The organism is Dehalococcoidales bacterium (genome assembly GCA_035529395.1).
Taxonomy (GTDB): domain Bacteria; phylum Chloroflexota; class Dehalococcoidia; order Dehalococcoidales; family Fen-1064; genus DUES01.
This window is the reverse complement of the sequence record DATKWT010000002.1, coordinates 1-15,967: the sequence shown is the minus strand read 5'-3', so window position 1 is coordinate 15,967 and position 15,967 is coordinate 1. Positions and strand designations below refer to the sequence as shown.

23 protein-coding genes are annotated in these 15,967 nt (G+C 54.9%); 12 read left to right on the top strand and 11 right to left on the bottom strand.

Features of this window, described 5'->3' with window-relative positions; translation table 11 throughout:
* From VMW13_00125 to VMW13_00105, 5 genes are all read left to right on the top strand, one after another.
* Window positions 1-192 (top strand): hypothetical protein (locus tag VMW13_00125; protein ID HUV43213.1); only part of this gene is annotated, 192 nt, incomplete at its 5' end.
* Between the two features lie 49 nt (window positions 193-241).
* Window positions 242-1,126: a fumarate hydratase gene (locus VMW13_00120; protein HUV43212.1), complete on the top strand. Its 885-nt coding sequence runs from the start codon at window positions 242-244 to the stop codon at window positions 1,124-1,126.
* 19 nt (window positions 1,127-1,145) lie between these two features.
* Entirely contained in the window at window positions 1,146-1,709 is a 564-nt protein-coding gene (locus VMW13_00115) for a Fe-S-containing hydro-lyase (GenBank protein ID HUV43211.1), read from the top strand.
* Window positions 1,710-1,714: 5 nt separating this feature from the next.
* Window positions 1,715-2,056 (top strand): histidine triad nucleotide-binding protein, encoded by a 342-nt coding sequence (locus tag VMW13_00110; GenBank protein ID HUV43210.1) that lies wholly within the window; start codon window positions 1,715-1,717, stop codon window positions 2,054-2,056.
* Window positions 2,057-2,080: 24 nt separating this feature from the next.
* Entirely contained in the window at window positions 2,081-2,530 is a 450-nt protein-coding gene (locus VMW13_00105; GenBank protein HUV43209.1) for a hypothetical protein, read from the top strand.
* Here the strand turns inward: VMW13_00105 and VMW13_00100 are convergent.
* From VMW13_00100 to VMW13_00085, 4 genes are all read right to left on the bottom strand, one after another.
* Window positions 2,527-2,997, bottom strand: coding sequence for an NUDIX hydrolase (locus VMW13_00100; GenBank protein ID HUV43208.1), 471 nt, complete (start codon window positions 2,995-2,997; stop codon window positions 2,527-2,529). The genes VMW13_00105 and VMW13_00100 overlap by 4 nt on opposite strands.
* Before the next feature lie 61 nt (window positions 2,998-3,058).
* Window positions 3,059-3,595 carry an NUDIX hydrolase gene (locus VMW13_00095; protein HUV43207.1) on the bottom strand — a complete coding sequence of 179 codons (537 nt, stop codon included), beginning with the start codon at window positions 3,593-3,595 and terminating at the stop codon, window positions 3,059-3,061.
* A gap of 87 nt (window positions 3,596-3,682) precedes the next feature.
* On the bottom strand, window positions 3,683-4,159 hold the full coding sequence (locus tag VMW13_00090) for an N-acetyltransferase (protein HUV43206.1): 477 nt from the start codon (window positions 4,157-4,159) through the stop codon (window positions 3,683-3,685).
* A 1-nt stretch (window position 4,160) separates the two neighbouring features.
* Window positions 4,161-5,000, bottom strand: a complete 840-nt coding sequence (locus tag VMW13_00085; GenBank protein ID HUV43205.1) for an NAD(+)/NADH kinase — start codon at window positions 4,998-5,000, stop codon at window positions 4,161-4,163.
* A gap of 225 nt (window positions 5,001-5,225) precedes the next feature.
* Here VMW13_00085 and VMW13_00080 point away from each other — a divergent pair, with 225 nt between their 5' ends.
* The 7 genes from VMW13_00080 to VMW13_00050 all read left to right on the top strand — a co-directional run bounded on the left by VMW13_00080 (window position 5,226) and on the right by VMW13_00050 (window position 9,903).
* Complete coding sequence (locus VMW13_00080; GenBank protein ID HUV43204.1) at window positions 5,226-5,789, top strand: pyruvate kinase alpha/beta domain-containing protein; 564 nt, start codon at window positions 5,226-5,228, stop codon at window positions 5,787-5,789.
* Between the two features lie 172 nt (window positions 5,790-5,961).
* Window positions 5,962-6,405 carry a 5-(carboxyamino)imidazole ribonucleotide mutase gene (purE, locus tag VMW13_00075; GenBank protein ID HUV43203.1) on the top strand — a complete coding sequence of 148 codons (444 nt, stop codon included), beginning with the start codon at window positions 5,962-5,964 and terminating at the stop codon, window positions 6,403-6,405.
* Complete coding sequence (gene purB, locus VMW13_00070; GenBank protein ID HUV43202.1) at window positions 6,402-7,757, top strand: adenylosuccinate lyase; 1,356 nt, start codon at window positions 6,402-6,404, stop codon at window positions 7,755-7,757. The genes purE and purB overlap by 4 nt, the downstream gene beginning before the upstream one ends.
* Before the next feature lie 59 nt (window positions 7,758-7,816).
* Complete coding sequence (locus tag VMW13_00065) at window positions 7,817-8,512, top strand: MBL fold metallo-hydrolase (protein HUV43201.1); 696 nt, start codon at window positions 7,817-7,819, stop codon at window positions 8,510-8,512.
* 15 nt (window positions 8,513-8,527) lie between these two features.
* Window positions 8,528-9,100 (top strand): 16S rRNA (guanine(966)-N(2))-methyltransferase RsmD, encoded by a 573-nt coding sequence (rsmD, locus tag VMW13_00060; GenBank protein HUV43200.1) that lies wholly within the window; start codon window positions 8,528-8,530, stop codon window positions 9,098-9,100.
* Window positions 9,101-9,104: 4 nt separating this feature from the next.
* Window positions 9,105-9,590, top strand: a complete 486-nt coding sequence (gene coaD, locus VMW13_00055; protein HUV43199.1) for a pantetheine-phosphate adenylyltransferase — start codon at window positions 9,105-9,107, stop codon at window positions 9,588-9,590.
* 52 nt (window positions 9,591-9,642) lie between these two features.
* Window positions 9,643-9,903: a YfhL family 4Fe-4S dicluster ferredoxin gene (locus VMW13_00050; protein ID HUV43198.1), complete on the top strand. Its 261-nt coding sequence runs from the start codon at window positions 9,643-9,645 to the stop codon at window positions 9,901-9,903.
* Window positions 9,904-10,103: 200 nt separating this feature from the next.
* On the opposite strand, the gene proC is transcribed toward VMW13_00050, so the two are convergent.
* The 7 genes from proC to VMW13_00015 all read right to left on the bottom strand — a co-directional run.
* Complete coding sequence (gene proC, locus VMW13_00045) at window positions 10,104-10,913, bottom strand: pyrroline-5-carboxylate reductase (protein ID HUV43197.1); 810 nt, start codon at window positions 10,911-10,913, stop codon at window positions 10,104-10,106.
* A gap of 19 nt (window positions 10,914-10,932) precedes the next feature.
* The gene (locus VMW13_00040; protein ID HUV43196.1) at window positions 10,933-11,664 is read right to left on the bottom strand and encodes a recombinase zinc beta ribbon domain-containing protein; all 732 of its coding nucleotides are present in this window, start codon (window positions 11,662-11,664) and stop codon (window positions 10,933-10,935) included.
* Window positions 11,665-11,701: 37 nt separating this feature from the next.
* Window positions 11,702-12,520 carry a recombinase family protein gene (locus VMW13_00035; GenBank protein ID HUV43195.1) on the bottom strand — a complete coding sequence of 273 codons (819 nt, stop codon included), beginning with the start codon at window positions 12,518-12,520 and terminating at the stop codon, window positions 11,702-11,704.
* A 38-nt stretch (window positions 12,521-12,558) separates the two neighbouring features.
* Window positions 12,559-13,005 (bottom strand): hypothetical protein, encoded by a 447-nt coding sequence (locus VMW13_00030; GenBank protein ID HUV43194.1) that lies wholly within the window; start codon window positions 13,003-13,005, stop codon window positions 12,559-12,561.
* 617 nt (window positions 13,006-13,622) lie between these two features.
* The gene (locus tag VMW13_00025) at window positions 13,623-14,396 is read right to left on the bottom strand and encodes a hypothetical protein (GenBank protein HUV43193.1); all 774 of its coding nucleotides are present in this window, start codon (window positions 14,394-14,396) and stop codon (window positions 13,623-13,625) included.
* Between the two features lie 14 nt (window positions 14,397-14,410).
* Window positions 14,411-15,721: a DUF58 domain-containing protein gene (locus tag VMW13_00020; GenBank protein HUV43192.1), complete on the bottom strand. Its 1,311-nt coding sequence runs from the start codon at window positions 15,719-15,721 to the stop codon at window positions 14,411-14,413.
* Window positions 15,722-15,727: 6 nt separating this feature from the next.
* A partial coding sequence (locus tag VMW13_00015; GenBank protein HUV43191.1) for a hypothetical protein occupies window positions 15,728-15,967 on the bottom strand: 240 nt, incomplete at its 5' end.

The window sequence follows — 15,967 nt, the reverse complement described above, 5'->3', positions numbered from 1 at the left end:
GTGAAGATGGCAGAACTTGTGAATAGTGATTTTGAATACCATGAGATTCCCAACGTGACGCATATTCTCAGATTTCAAGAGGGTACACCGTCACTGGCCACGTACAAGAAGCAGGTCAATCAGCCGATGGACACACGTATCCCGGAGCTGGTTTCGGACTGGCTGAAGAAGCGGATTGAGGAGGGTGTCTAGCTGGTTCGGCAAAGGCGGTGCAGGAGCTAACCAAGGTCATGAAGCTGGGGTGAGGAAGAGGTGGGTATTAAGAGGGGGAGGGTTACAACTGAGAGAGGTTCAGGCTAGCACAATAACCGAGGCTGTGGCCCGGCTCTGCCAGCAGGCCAACTTCGAGCTGGACGATGATGTCCTTGACGCGCTCAGGCAGGCGGAGCAGACCGAAGAATCGCCCCTGGGTAAGGATATCCTCCGGCAGTTCCTGGAAAATGCCCGTATCGCCCGTGAGGAGCACCTGCCGCTGTGCCAGGACTGCGGGACGGCGGTGGTCTTCCTCGATGTGGGCCAGGACGCTCACATTTGTGGCGGAGACCTTCATGCCGCCATCGAGGAAGGCGTACGTCAGGGCTACACTGAGGGCTACCTGCGGAAGTCGATGGTTGCCCAACCGTTTACGGCCAGGGTGAATACCGGCGACAACACTCCGCCAATGGTGCATACCGAGATTGTGCCCGGTGACCGGCTCAAAGTCACCGTGATGACCAAGGGCGGGGGCGCCGAGAACATGAGCCGCCTGGCGATGCTCAAGCCGGGCGATGGCCGGGACGGTATTATCGAGACGGTGCTGAGTGCCGTTGACGAGGCCGGTGGCAGACCCTGTCCGCCATTGATTATCGGTCTCGGCATCGGCGGTACCGCCGAGACGGCCATGCTGCTCGCCAAGAAGTCGTTACTGCGTCCGGTCGGTCAGCCAAGTCCTGACCCGGAGATAGCCGACCTTGAACGAGACCTTCTGGCGCGCGTCAATGACCTCGGTGTTGGGCCGCTCGGTCTGGGAGGCAGGACTACGGCGCTGGCGGTTCACGCCGCTTCGCTACCATGCCACATCGCCAGCCTGCCGGTAGCGGTCAATCTCCAGTGCCACAGCGCCCGCCACCGGGAAGCGGTGCTGTGAAGGATACCTGCCGGAGGTGATGAGAATCGAAAGTCGTCGTATCCAGTCCCCACTAGATTCTGACGTAGTGAAAAAGCTCACTGCCGGTACCCGGGTGCTGATTTGCGGCGTCGTCTACACCGCCCGGGACGCCGCCCACCAAAGGCTCATCGAGGCCCTGGACAGCGGTGAAGAGTTGCCCCTGGACATCAGGGGGCAGACACTGTACTATGCCGGGCCCGCACCGGCGAGGCCGGGGCAGGTCATCGGGTCGGTGGGGCCGACTACCAGCAGTCGCATGGACGTTTTCACGCCCCGCCTGCTTGAGGCCGGCCTGAAAGCAATGATTGGCAAGGGCGACCGCTCTGCGGCCGTCAGGGAGTCCATAGTGGAAAACGGGGCAGTCTACCTTGTTTCCCTGGGCGGAGCGGCAGCCCTGACAGCCAGGTCCGTCAGGCAGGTGGACGTGATTGCCTACGATGACCTCGGTACGGAGGCTATCCGGAGGCTCGTGGTCGAGGACTTCCCGGCAATTGTCGCCAACGATATCCACGGGGGCGACCTTTTTGAGCAGGGCAAGGCCCAGTACCGCAGGGGGAGGTAGCCGGAATGGACTGCATTTTTTGCCAGATTGTCGCCGGTGAGGTACCTGCCGATATTCTGCACCGGGACGCCAGGGTAGTTGCCTTCCGCGATAGCAGCCCCCAGGCTCCGGTGCACGTACTGATAATTCCCAGGGAGCATATTGCCTATCTATCGGACCTCACCGGGGAGCAGTCGGCACTGGCGGGACACATGGTCAGCGTGGCCAACCAGCTTGCCCGGAGCGAGGGCATTGCCGACAGCGGGTATCGTGTCGTGGTAAACTGCGGTGAGCAGGGCGGGCAGCTTGTGCCCCACCTTCACATGCACCTTCTCGGCGGTCGCGAGCTTTCTGACCAGCTTGGTTAGCAACAACGGCAATGGAGGCGCATCATGGACAAAGATGTCTCTGCGGCACTGGGAGAGTTCTTCGCCGGGCAGAGAAAGCTCAACCAGCTTGGCATAATCCATTCACGGGACTACATCGGTGACATCGGCAGGTACCTCTGCCAGCAGGTCTACGGTATGGAGGTGCCCGGTGGGGGACCCCAGCCCGGTTACGACGGAACGATAGGTTCTTCCCGGATTGCGGTCAGGATAAACAACTGCCCGACGGGAACACCTGTCAGGGTGAACGAGCCCCTCGAGTTCGACGAGATCATCGTCATCCTGGGGCCGCATTGCTTCCTGCGGCCGGAGGGCGTCGCCAGCGACTTCATATTCTACCGGTTCACGCCCGACGAAGTCCGGGAGCGGTTCAAGGCAACCAATGGCGGATACGTCGGCGGGCGGAACGCCTTTGACCGGGGATACGATAAGGCACTGAACATGACACCGGACTAGACACCGCCGGTCTGGAGGAGATTGATTACGGCTGCGTCTATCTCGTCAACGTAGCCGATGTCGGTCTTCCCGTCCCAGAACATTATCTTGGATATCTCTTCGCTCTCGCGGAATGGAGCAGGAACGGCCAGAGACCCCGAGTAAAGCGCCGCGAACGAGATACGGTTGTCTGACTCCACACGTAGCTTCAAGATCGCCTCGAAGGCCAGGCACTCAATACTCTGGCCTGTCTCCTCGAAGAGCTCACGGACAGCGCAGTCATGCGGGCTTTCTCCCTCTTCGATTCGGCCACCGGGCAACTCCCATTCTTTCCTTGTCCTGTGATAAACGAGCAGAAAATCCTGGCTGTGCCTGACGGCGATGATGGCGCCCGGCAGCGGCCTGTAGGTGTCCGAGTCCAGTTCACGCTCCGGAATAGGGCTGAATTCGAGGAAAACGGTCCCGTTCCGGTTCACTGCGATAGGCATATATCGGTCCTTTTCATAACCCGTAGACCTGCCTCGGGACAAGGTATTCCGGTAGGCCGAGTCAGCCAGACTTCCGGTGCTCCAGGAACACATATAGCCCGGCGATACTCTTGGAGTCTTCGATTCTATCCGAGGCCAGGAGCCCCGGGATTTCCTTCACCGGCACGCGCACCAGGCTGATACCGGCGGTATCCTCGGCGTAGAGCTGGCTCGGGGTAAGGTCTGTGACCAGGTAGAGGTAGAGGTACTCCGTGCAGTAGCCCGGTGCTGAGTAGAAGCCTCCCAGCCTCTCCACCTTCCCCGGCAGGTAGCCGGTCTCCTCCTGCATCTCGCGGAGCACCGCTGTTTCGGCATCTTCGCCGGGGTCGATTCCGCCGGCCGGCATCTCGAGGAGTTCCTTCCCGACTGCTTCACGGTACTGCCGCACCAGGAGGATGTTGTCGTTCTCGTCCACGGCGGCAATAACCACGCAGTCGCTGTGCTCGACGACTTCCCTGGTACTCTCCCTGCCATCAGCAGTCTCAACCGTGTCTACGCGCAGCTTCAGGGCGCGGCCATCGAAGATAGAGCGGCTGGATAGTGTTTTCTCCTCGGTCAATTGTGGCCTCCATTTGCCGGACTAAGGCCGGTCAGCAGCGGTCAGTATCGAAGTGGAAAAGACTTTTTACGCCTATCGCAGGGTAGTTTACTCTGCTGGTGCGGGTAAGTCCAGGCTGTAGATAAGGGCTACCTCGCCGCAGTCCGGGAACTTGGGGCAGTGGTAACATTCCGTCCAGACCTTTCGCGGCAACTCCATCTTGTCAATCTGGGAGAAACCGAACCTCTCAAAGAAGGCAGGTTTATATGTCAGGCAGAATACCGTGGGCAGGCCGATTTCTCCGGCTTCCCTGAGGCAGGCTTCCACCAGTCGCGAGCCGACGCCCTGCCTCTGGCCCTCTTCGGTCACTGCTACCGATTTTACCTCGGCCAGGTCCGACCACATGACGTGCAGGGCGGCACAGCCAACCATCCGGTCCCCGTGCCCGACCACGAAGTAGTCCCGGATATTCTCGTATATCTCACTCAGCGGCCGGGGCAGCATCTCGTCTTTATCGGCGAAGTAGTTTATCAGACGGTGCATCTGCCCGACATCGCTGATAGTGGCTTTCTCTACCGGTTCCATCCTAACGTTGTTTTCCTTTCAACCGTTCGTCAAGTGAGCCGAAGAAGGAGGTTCTGGTGTGAATACGCAGAAAGCGGACCGTGTTTTTACTGTGTCGCACGTTGACGGTAGTACCGGAGGACAGAGGTGCGGTAATATTGCCGTCCACTATCAGGGTTACCGAGGGAGCGGTATTGACCCGAAGTTCTACTGTCGATGTCGGTGGAAGGACCAGCTTGTAGTTGGCGCTGAGGTGAGGCACTATCGGCAGGAGCAGCATCTCCTGTGCCTGGGGGTGGAGGATGGGCCCGTCTGCTGCCAGGGAATAGCCGGTACTGCCGGTAGCTGTCGAGACAATCACCCCGTCAGCCTTGTAGGTGGTCAGCAGTTCGCCATCGATACTTGCTTCCACGTAGATTACGCGGGCTACGGCACCATGCGTAATGACCACGTCGTTCAGGGCGTAGAACCTCTGTGGTCCGGGTGTCTCCCCGGTAGCCGGTACTTCAGCCTCCAGCAGGCATCGTTCGTCAATCCAGCCTTCTCCGGCCAGTAATTGTGTCAGCTTCTCCTCGGCTTCGTCAACACTGAGTTCGGTCATAAAACCGAGGTTGCCCAGGTTGATGCCGGTGATGGGTATCGGCCTGGGGATGACTGCCTGGGCGGCACGGAGTATTGTACCGTCGCCGCCAATGCTGATAATCAGGTCGGTGCCGTCTACCTGTTTCCTGGCCGTATCACCTTCCCAGGCAGAGCACAGCCAGGCAGACAGGCCTCTGGACTCAAGAGATTCCCCCAGCTCCCTGGCCAGCTTGCCGGCAGCCTCCTTCAGGGGGTGATAGATAATGCCGATTCTGTTCATAGTCGTAACATGTTGTAGCAGTGCTGGATACAGTCACCAGTGAGGACAATTGCAGTGTAGCATCGGCCATATGGAGTGTCAAATTGGGGTGCCTATTATGCTGAGCCGAAGCTCTGAGTATAATGAAGAGGTAGCGTAGCAACCTCACTTTGACTTTACCGGCATTTAGCGCTAATCTATCAATCTGGGGAGTATACAACTCACGAAAGGGGGCACAAGGGAAAAATGGAAGGAAAGACAGTCTATTTTGATAGTCCCGGACCGGGGAATATGGAAGAGACGCTACGCATCGCCAGGGCGCGCGCTGAAGAGCTGGGTATCAGGACAATCATCGTTGCTACCACGGTCGGTGATACGGCGGTGAGGAGTGTCGAGGTCTTCGAGGGGATGAAGGTGATTGCGGTTACTCACGTAGCCGGTATGAGAGAGCCAAATACCCAGGAATTCACCGAAGAGAACCGCCGGAAGGTGGAGAGCAAGGGTGGAATCGTCCTGACGACGAACCACGCCTTCACCGGCATCGGCGGGGCAATGCGGAAGAAGTTCCAGATGTATCTGCTGGGTGACGTTATTGCCAACACGCTGCGCATCTTCGGCCAGGGAATGAAGGTCGTTTGCGAGATTGCACTGATGGCGGCGGATGCCGGACTGGTGCGGACCGACGAGGAAATCATCGCCATTGCCGGTAGCGGCCGGGGGGCGGATACAGCCGTGGTACTCAAACCGGTCAACACCAGCGACTTCTTTGACATGAAGGTCCGTGAGATATTGTGCAAACCCCACTTTTAAGTGGGGGTTCACTCGGAAGTGGGGGCGCGTAGCGGCGAAACTCTGCCTCCCTTCGGGCTGATACATACAATGGCAAGCCTTTGAAGGAGAGAGGGGAAAAGGGGATGGGGTTACCCATTCAAAGAATGGAACGGGGGAAGGGCAAAGGAATATGCCACATGTCGGAGTAGTCATGGGCTCGAAGTCGGACGCCGAGACGGTACAACCGACGCTGGATGCACTGAAAGAACTGGGCATTGACTTCGAGGTGTCCGTAATCTCTGCCCACCGTACCCCGGAAAAGGCCAGAGAGTACGGGATGTCCGCGCGGGAGCGCGGTATAGAGGTCATTATTGCCGCCGCAGGCAGGGCTGCTCACCTGCCCGGAGTCCTTGCCAGCTGGACAACGCTACCCGTCATCGGCGTACCGGTGGGCGGTGGCGAGTTGGACGGTATCGACGCCCTTTACTCGATAGTACAGATGCCGGCGGGGATACCGGTGGCCTGTGTTGCCCTGGGGAGCGCCGGGGCAAAGAACGCCGCCTACCTGGCAGCGGAGATTCTGGGACTGAAGTACGATGAAATACGACAGGCCTACGAGGAATACCGGAAGGGCTTGCAGGGGGACGGCAAATGATTGAGCGCTATTCCCGCCCCGAGATGAAGAGAGTCTGGTCGGACGAAAACAAGTTTGCCCGGTGGCTGGAAGTGGAAACCGCTGCCTGTGAGGCCTGGGCGGAGTTGGGCGTCATCCCCCGTAATGACGTCGCCAAGATAAAGATGGCCCGGCTCAATCTGAAGCGGATGGAGGAGATTCTCCAGGAGACTCACCATGACATGACGGCCTTCCTCGGCGCTGTGTCCGAGAGCCTCGGACCCGAGTCCCGCTACATTCACCTGGGCATGACCTCTTCGGATGTGATAGATACCGCTCTCAGCCTTCAGCTTGTCGAGGCAACGGACCTGTTAGCTGGAGACATCAAGGAGTTGATTGCTGTCCTGGCGGAGAAGGCGATACAGTACAAATACACTCCGATAACCGGCCGAACTCATGGCGTCCATGCCGAACCGACCTCCTTTGGTTTGAAGATGGCACTGTGGGTCGAGGAGATGAACCGTAACCGGCTGCGGCTCAATGAAGCAAAAAAGGGAATAGCGGTGGGTAAGATATCCGGGGCGGTGGGTACCTATGCCACCCTGTCCCCCGAGCTTGAGGAGAAAGCCTGCGCCCGGCTGGGCCTGACGGCGGCGCCGGTATCCAACCAGGTGCTGCAGCGCGACCGCCACGCCCAGTTCGTGACCACCCTGGCCATAATCGCCAGCTCACTGGAGAAATTCGCCACCGAAATCAGGCACCTGCAACGCACCGAGGTGAGAGAGGCGGAAGAGCCTTTTGCCGCCGGGCAGACCGGTTCCTCAGCGATGCCCCATAAACGAAATCCGGAGCTGTGTGAGCGGGTTTGCGGGCTGGCGCGACTCGTACGGGGATATGCATTAACTTCAATGGAGAATATAGCTTTGTGGCACGAGCGTGACATCAGCCACTCCTCCACGGAGAGGATTATCCTGCCTGATGCCTGTCTGGTGCTCGATTACATACTGACGATATTCACCGGCGTAATGCAGGACCTTATGGTCTACCCGCAGCGTATGAAGCGGAATATGGACCTCACCAGGGGCCTGATTTTCTCCCAGCGGGTCATGCTGGCCCTGATTGATAAGGGGCTGGCGCGGCAGGAGGCCTACAAACTCGTGCAGCGGAATGCCATGAAGTCATGGAAGGGAGGCAGGAGCTTCCTCAAGCTGCTCCGGGCCGACCCCGAAGTCACCGCGGTGCTGCCTTCCGAGGAACTGGAATCGCTGTTTGATGTGCAGTACTACCTGCGCCACGTGGACGAAGTTTTCGAGAGGCTGGGCCTGACCGAAAGCCAGTGGAAAGAGAGAACCGGTAGAACGGATTCCGGCGGACTGGCTCCGCGGGCGGTATGAGCGCCATAGGGCGGGCCCTATGGCGGGAATAGAACAATCTGAGAAACAACCGAAAGACCATGCCAATCATAGAAATTGTCCCCGGCGTCCACCAGTTGATGTTCGCGGGTGTCAACATAGCGCTGATTGCCGATGAAGAGCTGACTCTGGTTGATACCGGTGTGCCGGGTAGCTTGCCCGGAATCTTGAACCTCATCCGCCGACTCGGGCGCTCCGTGGAGGAAATCAGCACTGTTATCATCACTCACAACCACTTTGACCATATCGGTGGGCTGCCGGAGCTACGCAAACTAACCGATGTAAAGGTATTTGCCCATGAGGCGGCCCTGGTTGGCTCTCAGGCGGAGGTACCGTATCCCGGCGGCATCCGCCGCTTGCTGCGTGTCCCTTTCATGTCCCCCATACGCCACCGTTTCGTGCTTGAGTCCGGCGATATTGACGTTCAACTAGCCGGCGGGGAGATGCTCAGGCAACTTGGCGGGCTTCAGGTTGTCCACACTCCGGGACATACCCCGTGCAGTATTTGCCTGTACTCCCCCGAGCGCAGGCTGCTGTTTGTCGGTGACGCCATGCAAAGGCGTCGCAGGAAACTCCAGTTCCCCGCCAGAATGGTAAGCACCGACATGGCCCAGGCGGCGGAGTCCGTGAGAAAACTAGCTGGACTGGACTTCGAGGTGCTGGTTCTCGGTCACGGACGGCCCGTGACCAGGGGGGCCCGTGCCTGGGTGCAGGCACTCGGGCACACCGAAGGTTGACACTGAGCGCAAAGATTGGCTATCATCATCAAAGGCAATATGCTAAGAGTCATTACTGGGAAAGCCAAGGGGCACCAGCTTAAAGTACCGACAGGTGTCTACGTTCGCCCGGCTACGGACCTGGTACGAGGCGCTATTTTTTCCATTCTGGAGAACAGTGCAGTTCAGTGGGAATATGTCCTTGACCTCTTCGCCGGTAGCGGGGCACTGGGTATTGAAGCCTTGAGCAGGGGCGCTGGCTGGGTCGACTTTGTTGACCGCGAGCGACGCTGTTGTGATATAATTAGACAGAATCTGGAGAAGACGAAGCTAAGTGTGCAGGCTCATGTCTATTCCTGCAGTGTAGCCAGGGCATTTTCCTTCCTTGACAAGGAGTACAGTATCGTACTGATGGACCCACCATACGCTGATACGTCCATAGGCAGTGTGGTGACGAAATTGGCGGACTCCAGGCTGGTTGGTGCGGATTCAATTGTAGTAGTAACACACTCCCCGCGACTAACTCTTGAACCTGCCTATGGCTCACTTAGCATCACCAAAGAACACCGTCACGGTGATAGCTGTATCGCCGTGTATCGAAAGGGGTAAGAAAGTGACAATTGCGGTTTATGCGGGTACCTTCGACCCAATAACCAACGGTCATGTTGACGTTGCCATCAGGGCATCGAAGCTCTTCGAGAAGCTAATCGTCGGGGTCTATAGTATCCCGGACAAGCACCTCATGTTCTCGACGTCAGAGCGGGTAGAGATGGTGAAGAAGGCAGTCGCTGACTACCCGAATATCGAAGTGACGTCTTTCGGCGGCCTGATTGTTGAATTTGCCAAGAAAGTCGGCGCATTGACCATAGTTCGCGGACTGAGATTCGGGGCCGATTTCGAACATGAGTTCGAGATGGCAATGATGAACAAGAAGCTGTGGTCCGGATTTGAGTTGATTTGCCTGATGGCAAGCCCGCAATACCAGTTCCTCAGTTCCAGTCGGCTCAAGGAAGTAGCCAGTCTGGGAGCGGATATAGAGAACCTTGTACCGCCTCATGTGGCTGAGGCCCTTATAGAGAAGATACGTACCAGGGAGTGAAACTGTTAGTAAATGGGGAACCGGTCCCCTGAATAAGAAGGAGGCACATTACATGGCGTACAAGATTACAGACGAGTGCATCAGTTGCGGAGCCTGTGAACCGGAGTGTCCCAACGAGGCAATCACCGAGGGGGAGACGATTTACGAGATCGACTTCAGCAAGTGCACCGAGTGTGTCGGCTCACACGAGTCTTCGCGGTGTGTCGAGATATGCCCGGTGGATGCCTGTGTTCTGGACCCGGACCACGAGGAAAGTCGTGATGCCCTGCTGGAGAAGTGGAAGGGACTCCACCCGGGCGAGACACCCGCGTAGCAGCCTCAGTCCAGCAAACAGCCACTGGCCTCAGTGGCACGCCATTGTCCTCAGTGGCGCAGAATCCAGTGCAGCCAGGTAGTATGTATCTGCCGTCGGAGAGCAAATGCTTCTCCGGCGTGGACGTGTTGCTTGGTACGTAAATCGCGAACGGAGTCATTCTTAATGGCTCCGTTCGTTCAGTTATTGAACAGGTGAAACTATGTACCGGGTGTACCCAGTTCCTTTGCCCTGCGGTAGGCGGCATCCACTGCTTCACGTATAAGCCCGGCAAACCCTCCCTCTTCCAGCCTGGAGATTGCCGCGGCCGTGGTGCCTCCCGGTGATGTCACCATACGGCGCAGTTCCGCCGGTTCGTGGCCGGACTCCTGCAAGAGGTGACCCGCCCCCAGTACCGTGGCCAGTACCAGCTCATGGGCCATCTCGCGGGGAAGACCCACCTCCGTGGCGGCATCAACCAGTGCCTCGACGAAGAAGAACAGATAGGCCGGCCCGCTACCGCTGACCGCAGTTGCCATGTCGATATTGGCCTCGTCGTCAACCGAGACCTCGCGTCCCATCGCCCCCAGGATTGCCCCGGCCCATTCCCGTTGCTGTGCGGTCACTTCGGGGGTGGCCGTCCATACGGTCATACCTTCACCAATCTGTGCCGGGGTGTTGGGCATTGCCCGGACAACGTACCGGTGGTCCAGTCCCTGGCAGAGCGTGTCAAGCCGGGCGCCGGCGATGATGGATAGCACAAATTGTTCCTCTCCGAACGAGCCTTTGAGGTCAGCCATTACCTCGGCCAGGTTCTGCGGCTTGACGGCGAGTATCACAACGTCCTGTCCGGCTGTGGCCTGCCGGTTATCGGTGCTGACGGTCACGCCGTATTGCTGCTTCAGGTACTCACGGCGAGTTGGGCTGGCATCACTGACAGTGACGGATTCCGCGTCTGCCATGCCCTTGCCCAGGACTGCCGAGAGCATGGCCTCGCCCATGTTGCCGCCGCCGATGAAGGCTATCTTCATTTTGGTAACCCCATCCCCTTTATCCCCTTCGGTGTATTGGTTGCAATTGTCCACGTGGGGGAATAATGGTTTGTATCTCAATATTCTGACCATTGTAGAGCACCTTATTTATCAATGATCGGATGAGCTCTTGCTTGCCTTTGAAGTCTAAGTGGTCTAATCCCGCCCCTATTTTTGATACAAAGCTCTTTAGCTGAGCCTCTTGGTGTTCCGTCATATTCCTTTGGGCAAGCTGTCGCTCCAGTTCGTCTTTTCTTTTCTCTAATTCAGTCTGCTCTTTTTGAATAGCCTCCATATCCTCACGCATCATGAAATCAGTGTAAAGACCCTTGCGATACCCTTCTACTAATCGCATCTGCTCTTCCGGTATTGCTTTTAACCTGGCAAGACACAATTGTAACTCTTTTTCCAGAAATTGTTTTGTCTTCGATTTATCCTCAATACGGTTATTCAGTTCCCTAGCAAGTAAATCAGGTTCCTTAATAAGCTGCGAAATTGTGTCCCATACTACCGGCTCTACTGCCTCGGCTTTTACCTCAGGACACGAACATGGCTGCAACCTGCCATCAACGTCTATAGGAATTCTTTCAGGGTTACCTTTCCTGTAACAACGGTAGTACGGGACACCATGAATAGTATGTCCTCCCATCCGGCCACTGCATCGAGAACAATACAATAGCCCGGACAAGAGATACTTTCTTTTAGTGTTCCTGCCGGCAAGGTCTGCATTCCTTGTAAGTTTTCTTTGCACCGTTTCAAATAGTTCATCCGGAACCAGTGAGGGTACCTTATACAGTAATCCATTCCTCGTTAGGACGCTCGACAAGAGAGGTCTTTTTGGTTTTCGTAACTAGCTGGCGGCGTGACTTGGGTTCAACATGATATTTTCTAAACTGGTGCATCTTGCCAATATAAACTTCATTCCTTAACATTATTCCCAGAGTGCTGGCTCGCCACCTATCTCCATTCCTGGGAGTTGGTATATGCAACGAGTTAAGCCTTTCTGCCAGGCGTTGAAGCGACATACTCTCATTAGCAAAGGTATAAAAGATCAGTCTAATTGTCTGTGCTTTCTCAGGGTCCTCTTCCAATGTAGCCGTTTCTTTGTTGTAGCAAAAACCAAAGGGTACAGCTCCGGCGCTGACTACCTTGCCTTGTCTGGCCTTCTCACGGCTTCCTCTCATTGTGCGCTCTCTTATCTTTTCTCGTTCGTATTCAGCTACCAATCCCCGCATATTGAAAAACATTCTGTCTTCGGGTGAAGTGCCCATATCTTGAGTAACGAATTCCAGTTTTATCCCCTGCTTCTCAAACTCTTCAGCCAGAATCATCTGATGGTAAAGCTTTCTAGATAATCTATCAGGATCATAGCATAGAACTACGTCTATTCGGCCTTCCTTAGCTGCTTTCCTTAAACGATTTAGAGCCGGTCTATCTAATTCAGATCCGGTGTAGCCATCGTCGATGAAAGCATCTTTATCTCCGTCAAATACCGGCTTCCAAACATTTTCTAGGCTTCTTTTCTTCAGTGCCTCTAGCTGACTTGAAATTCCATACTTCTCGGTTTGCTTACTTGTGCTTACCCTGGCATACTTTGCCACGTTCATGTCTATTCTCCCTGGTTAGACTCTGGCTCTCGAGCTATTTATAGGTTCTCAATTTCCTCAAACCATATTCCTGCCAGTTCACCCCACCTTTCCACATAGTGGAACTGCGTGCTGATCTCAACGAAGGGACGCCAATGGAAAGCTCGGTCAGGCCCTGGATCGCCTTTTCCTTTCACATCTAGACTCTTGAGGATAGAAAGACTCGGCCTCTCCCCACGATGCCAATGTTCCTGCAGGACACTAATTGTTGCCTTCGGGAATTTAGCTTTTACAGTCGGGACTATTAGCTTATTCAATATTTCCATAATTCCAGGATAGCGGACCAACTGTTGAGTGACCAACCCATACTTGGCTCGCGTAAACTTGAATCCCTCGTTTTCCAGCCAAGCGTAGTTCGTTCTCTGATTACCTGGACCCAGTCCCCACATGAACCGGTTGGCATTCATGAGATACCGCTCAATTCTCTCTTTCTGCTTATCATCCATCCGTACTACCTCCCCAATGTATACCTGATGGTAAATAGTATTAAGATATAGGTATTCTGTCACTATACATAGTAATTGTCAAGACAATTATGTTATGTATGCCATTAAATAATATTATTTAGCACGCATCCACTTTTTAGCTGAGCAGCCGGTGCTTTTTGACTTCTAGAGTAAAACTTGAGATGAATATTCTGCCGCGGGTAGATACAATGCTGGTCCTAATAATTAAGAATTTCGGTTTTACCAATGCTGAGCGTATTCACACTACCGCTGAATCAGCATCAATTACACTTTTCAAGCTATTGTGACCAAGACTGCACATCCCAGTCTTTCGTGACCCTATGCACAAAGCAGGCAAATGTGGCATAGGCAAGTTCTAGCTGATCACCACCAGCACTATTCCTTGTCTTCGGTGGCATTAGGTCGCTTATCCTCTATCCCTGAGGATGGGGTCCACCTCACCCTTCCTCAATATCCGAGTCATTCCACACCCATGTACTCCCGCACGAGTTACACCGTGAATCCCATTCATAATTCTGAGTTGCGCCTTCTTTAACACTGACCAGAGTCGACCTACGATATTGCTGCGTAGAGCTACTCCCACAATAGGGGCAAATCTAAGGGCTAGGCTCTTGAGACAGGCTTGCTGGTGTCTCGACAGGTTGGTCTTGTCTTTCAATGATAGTGCCCAACCCACTCCCATTGGTTGTGGCTGTTGGTCGCGTTCCGAAGGGGTATCTCCCCCGCACCAGGAACGCATAGGCCACTGCTATCAATACGAGACTGCAGATAACGCCTATGAACAGGATGCCCATCGGTATACCACGCAGACTCTTGCTGAGGGCCTGTTCGATCTGGTTCGAGACTAGATAAATCAGGAACACTATTACTATTGCGCCCACTATGATGAGGAAACCCCAGATGTGCTTGTTTATGTATGCTGCGCCCACTTCTTTCCTGTCAAAGCCGCGGTCTGCCGCTGCAAGAGCTAAAGAATTATGCTTTGTTGTGAATCGAAGTACCACATATCCCAGAATGGTCAGAGTGGTGAACAGTAAGACAATACCCCACGGCAGCTCAGCCTCCGTCTCAAACTCCAATCCCAGAATCTGTGCCCAGTCAGTTGTCGTAGTGGCGAGTAATGAAGGAATGAGGAAGATTGCCACAAGGAAGATAAAGAATCCGATTCTGGGTTCTCTTCTCACAATGATCTGGAGGGAACCGACCAGTATTAGAAGAGCTGCCAGGATAATTGAAATCTGCATTGGTCCTATATTGGCCAAGGCAGAGACGGCGGATACCAGTGGTGGGAAAACGAATGAATTTGAAAAGATGTAGACCGCCACAAAGCTTAGCAATAGAACGAGGAAGGCCTGAATGCCGAGAGTCAATCCGCTCCAGTATCTCAACGTGTCTTCACCAGCCTTAGCAGAGCGCTACCGAAGTCGGTTTTCCTGGGATTCCACTCCAGCACTGAGGAACCTAGCGCACGTAAACGGCGAACCAGAGGGCGTGTTTCAAGATGCCGAAGCTCTGCCGCAGTTTCATCGTACGGTCCGCGTGGTGCAATAACGTTGTAGCCGGCAATGCTAATCACCATAAGCGGAAGCCTCCTCCTCAATCTGCCCCTCAAACGTGCCAGTTTCTTAGCTCCATTCGTAATGGAGTCGGGAAGTCCGCCATCGAGACGGGTAACTACTATGCACAGGGGGTTGTAGCCCAGGATGTATCTTCGGCACTTATCGATAGCCTGAACAAGGTCTTCATCTGATTCCGATGCCTGCAGGTCTACAAGTTCCTTCGACAGTCTATTGAACTGCCTCTTCCCAGAGTCGGGATAAAAGATTTTCCCGGTGTGATGGTAGATGTACATCCCCACGCGGTAGCCTCGGTCAAGATAGTAGTAGATTACCCCGTTAGTCGCCTCCAGAGCATACTCAAACGGATTCTGGATAGTGGTCCCAACTTGCATTGAGGAAGAACCATCGAGGAATATCCAAACCGCCTTCTTACCCTCCACCTCGTATTCGTTCACCAGGGGCCAGGTTGTTCCCATGCTGGTACGTCTTGCTGTCGCTTTCCAATTTATGGTCTTCACCGGATCCCCGTGAACGTAGTTTCTGATTTCCCTGAAGTCGGTTGTCGCTACGCCTATCTTGGCGATGTCTATGACAGGCATGGGAGATGAGGCGAGACCGATTATGCCCCGGATCCTTCTGACATTCAGAATTCTTGGTTTGACCACAAACTCGGCAGAGCTGTTGGCAATTTGTCCGGTCTGCGCCTGTGTTAGTCCGCCAAAATGTCTTGATTCCCATCGAATCTGGTCTAGTTCGTACTTTCCTCTCCTCATACATCTCGTCTTGTAGGAGAATGTGGTGGATTTCTGACCAAGACCTTTCCATATCATCCTGACGTTGTTGCCTTCTACCAGCTCAAAACTAGGCGGTATTTGCTGGGACAGAACGACAACACCAATGCCACCCTTTATCACCACTTCGCATGTTACTTCGATGACGCCCCCAACCCAGATGGACTTCTGGACCGACTGCATTGTGCCATCAAACGACCTTGGTTGTTCCAGCATAAGGCCGACCAGAACAACAAAAAGGGGTGCCAGACTGGCGCTCAGAACAATGGTATTGCCTATGACCAGTCCTGCAACAAATATCCCCGTGAATATGGCTATATAGGTTGCTGCTTCTCGAGTAAGCAATGTCCTCTACCTGGGATGGAAGTCTGTTGGCACCGGAATGCCTGACACAACGTCCATCACAACGTCTTCTACACGCGCTCCCTCCAGAGCCTCTTCTATATTGAGGATTATCCGGTGGGCAAGTGTCTCAACAGCGAATGTCTTCACATCGTCGGGTGTTACAAAGTCCCTGCCATGAATCAATGCCATAGCTCGCGATACCTTCAACAGCGAAAGCCCACCGCGTGGGCTTGACCCAATCTCAAC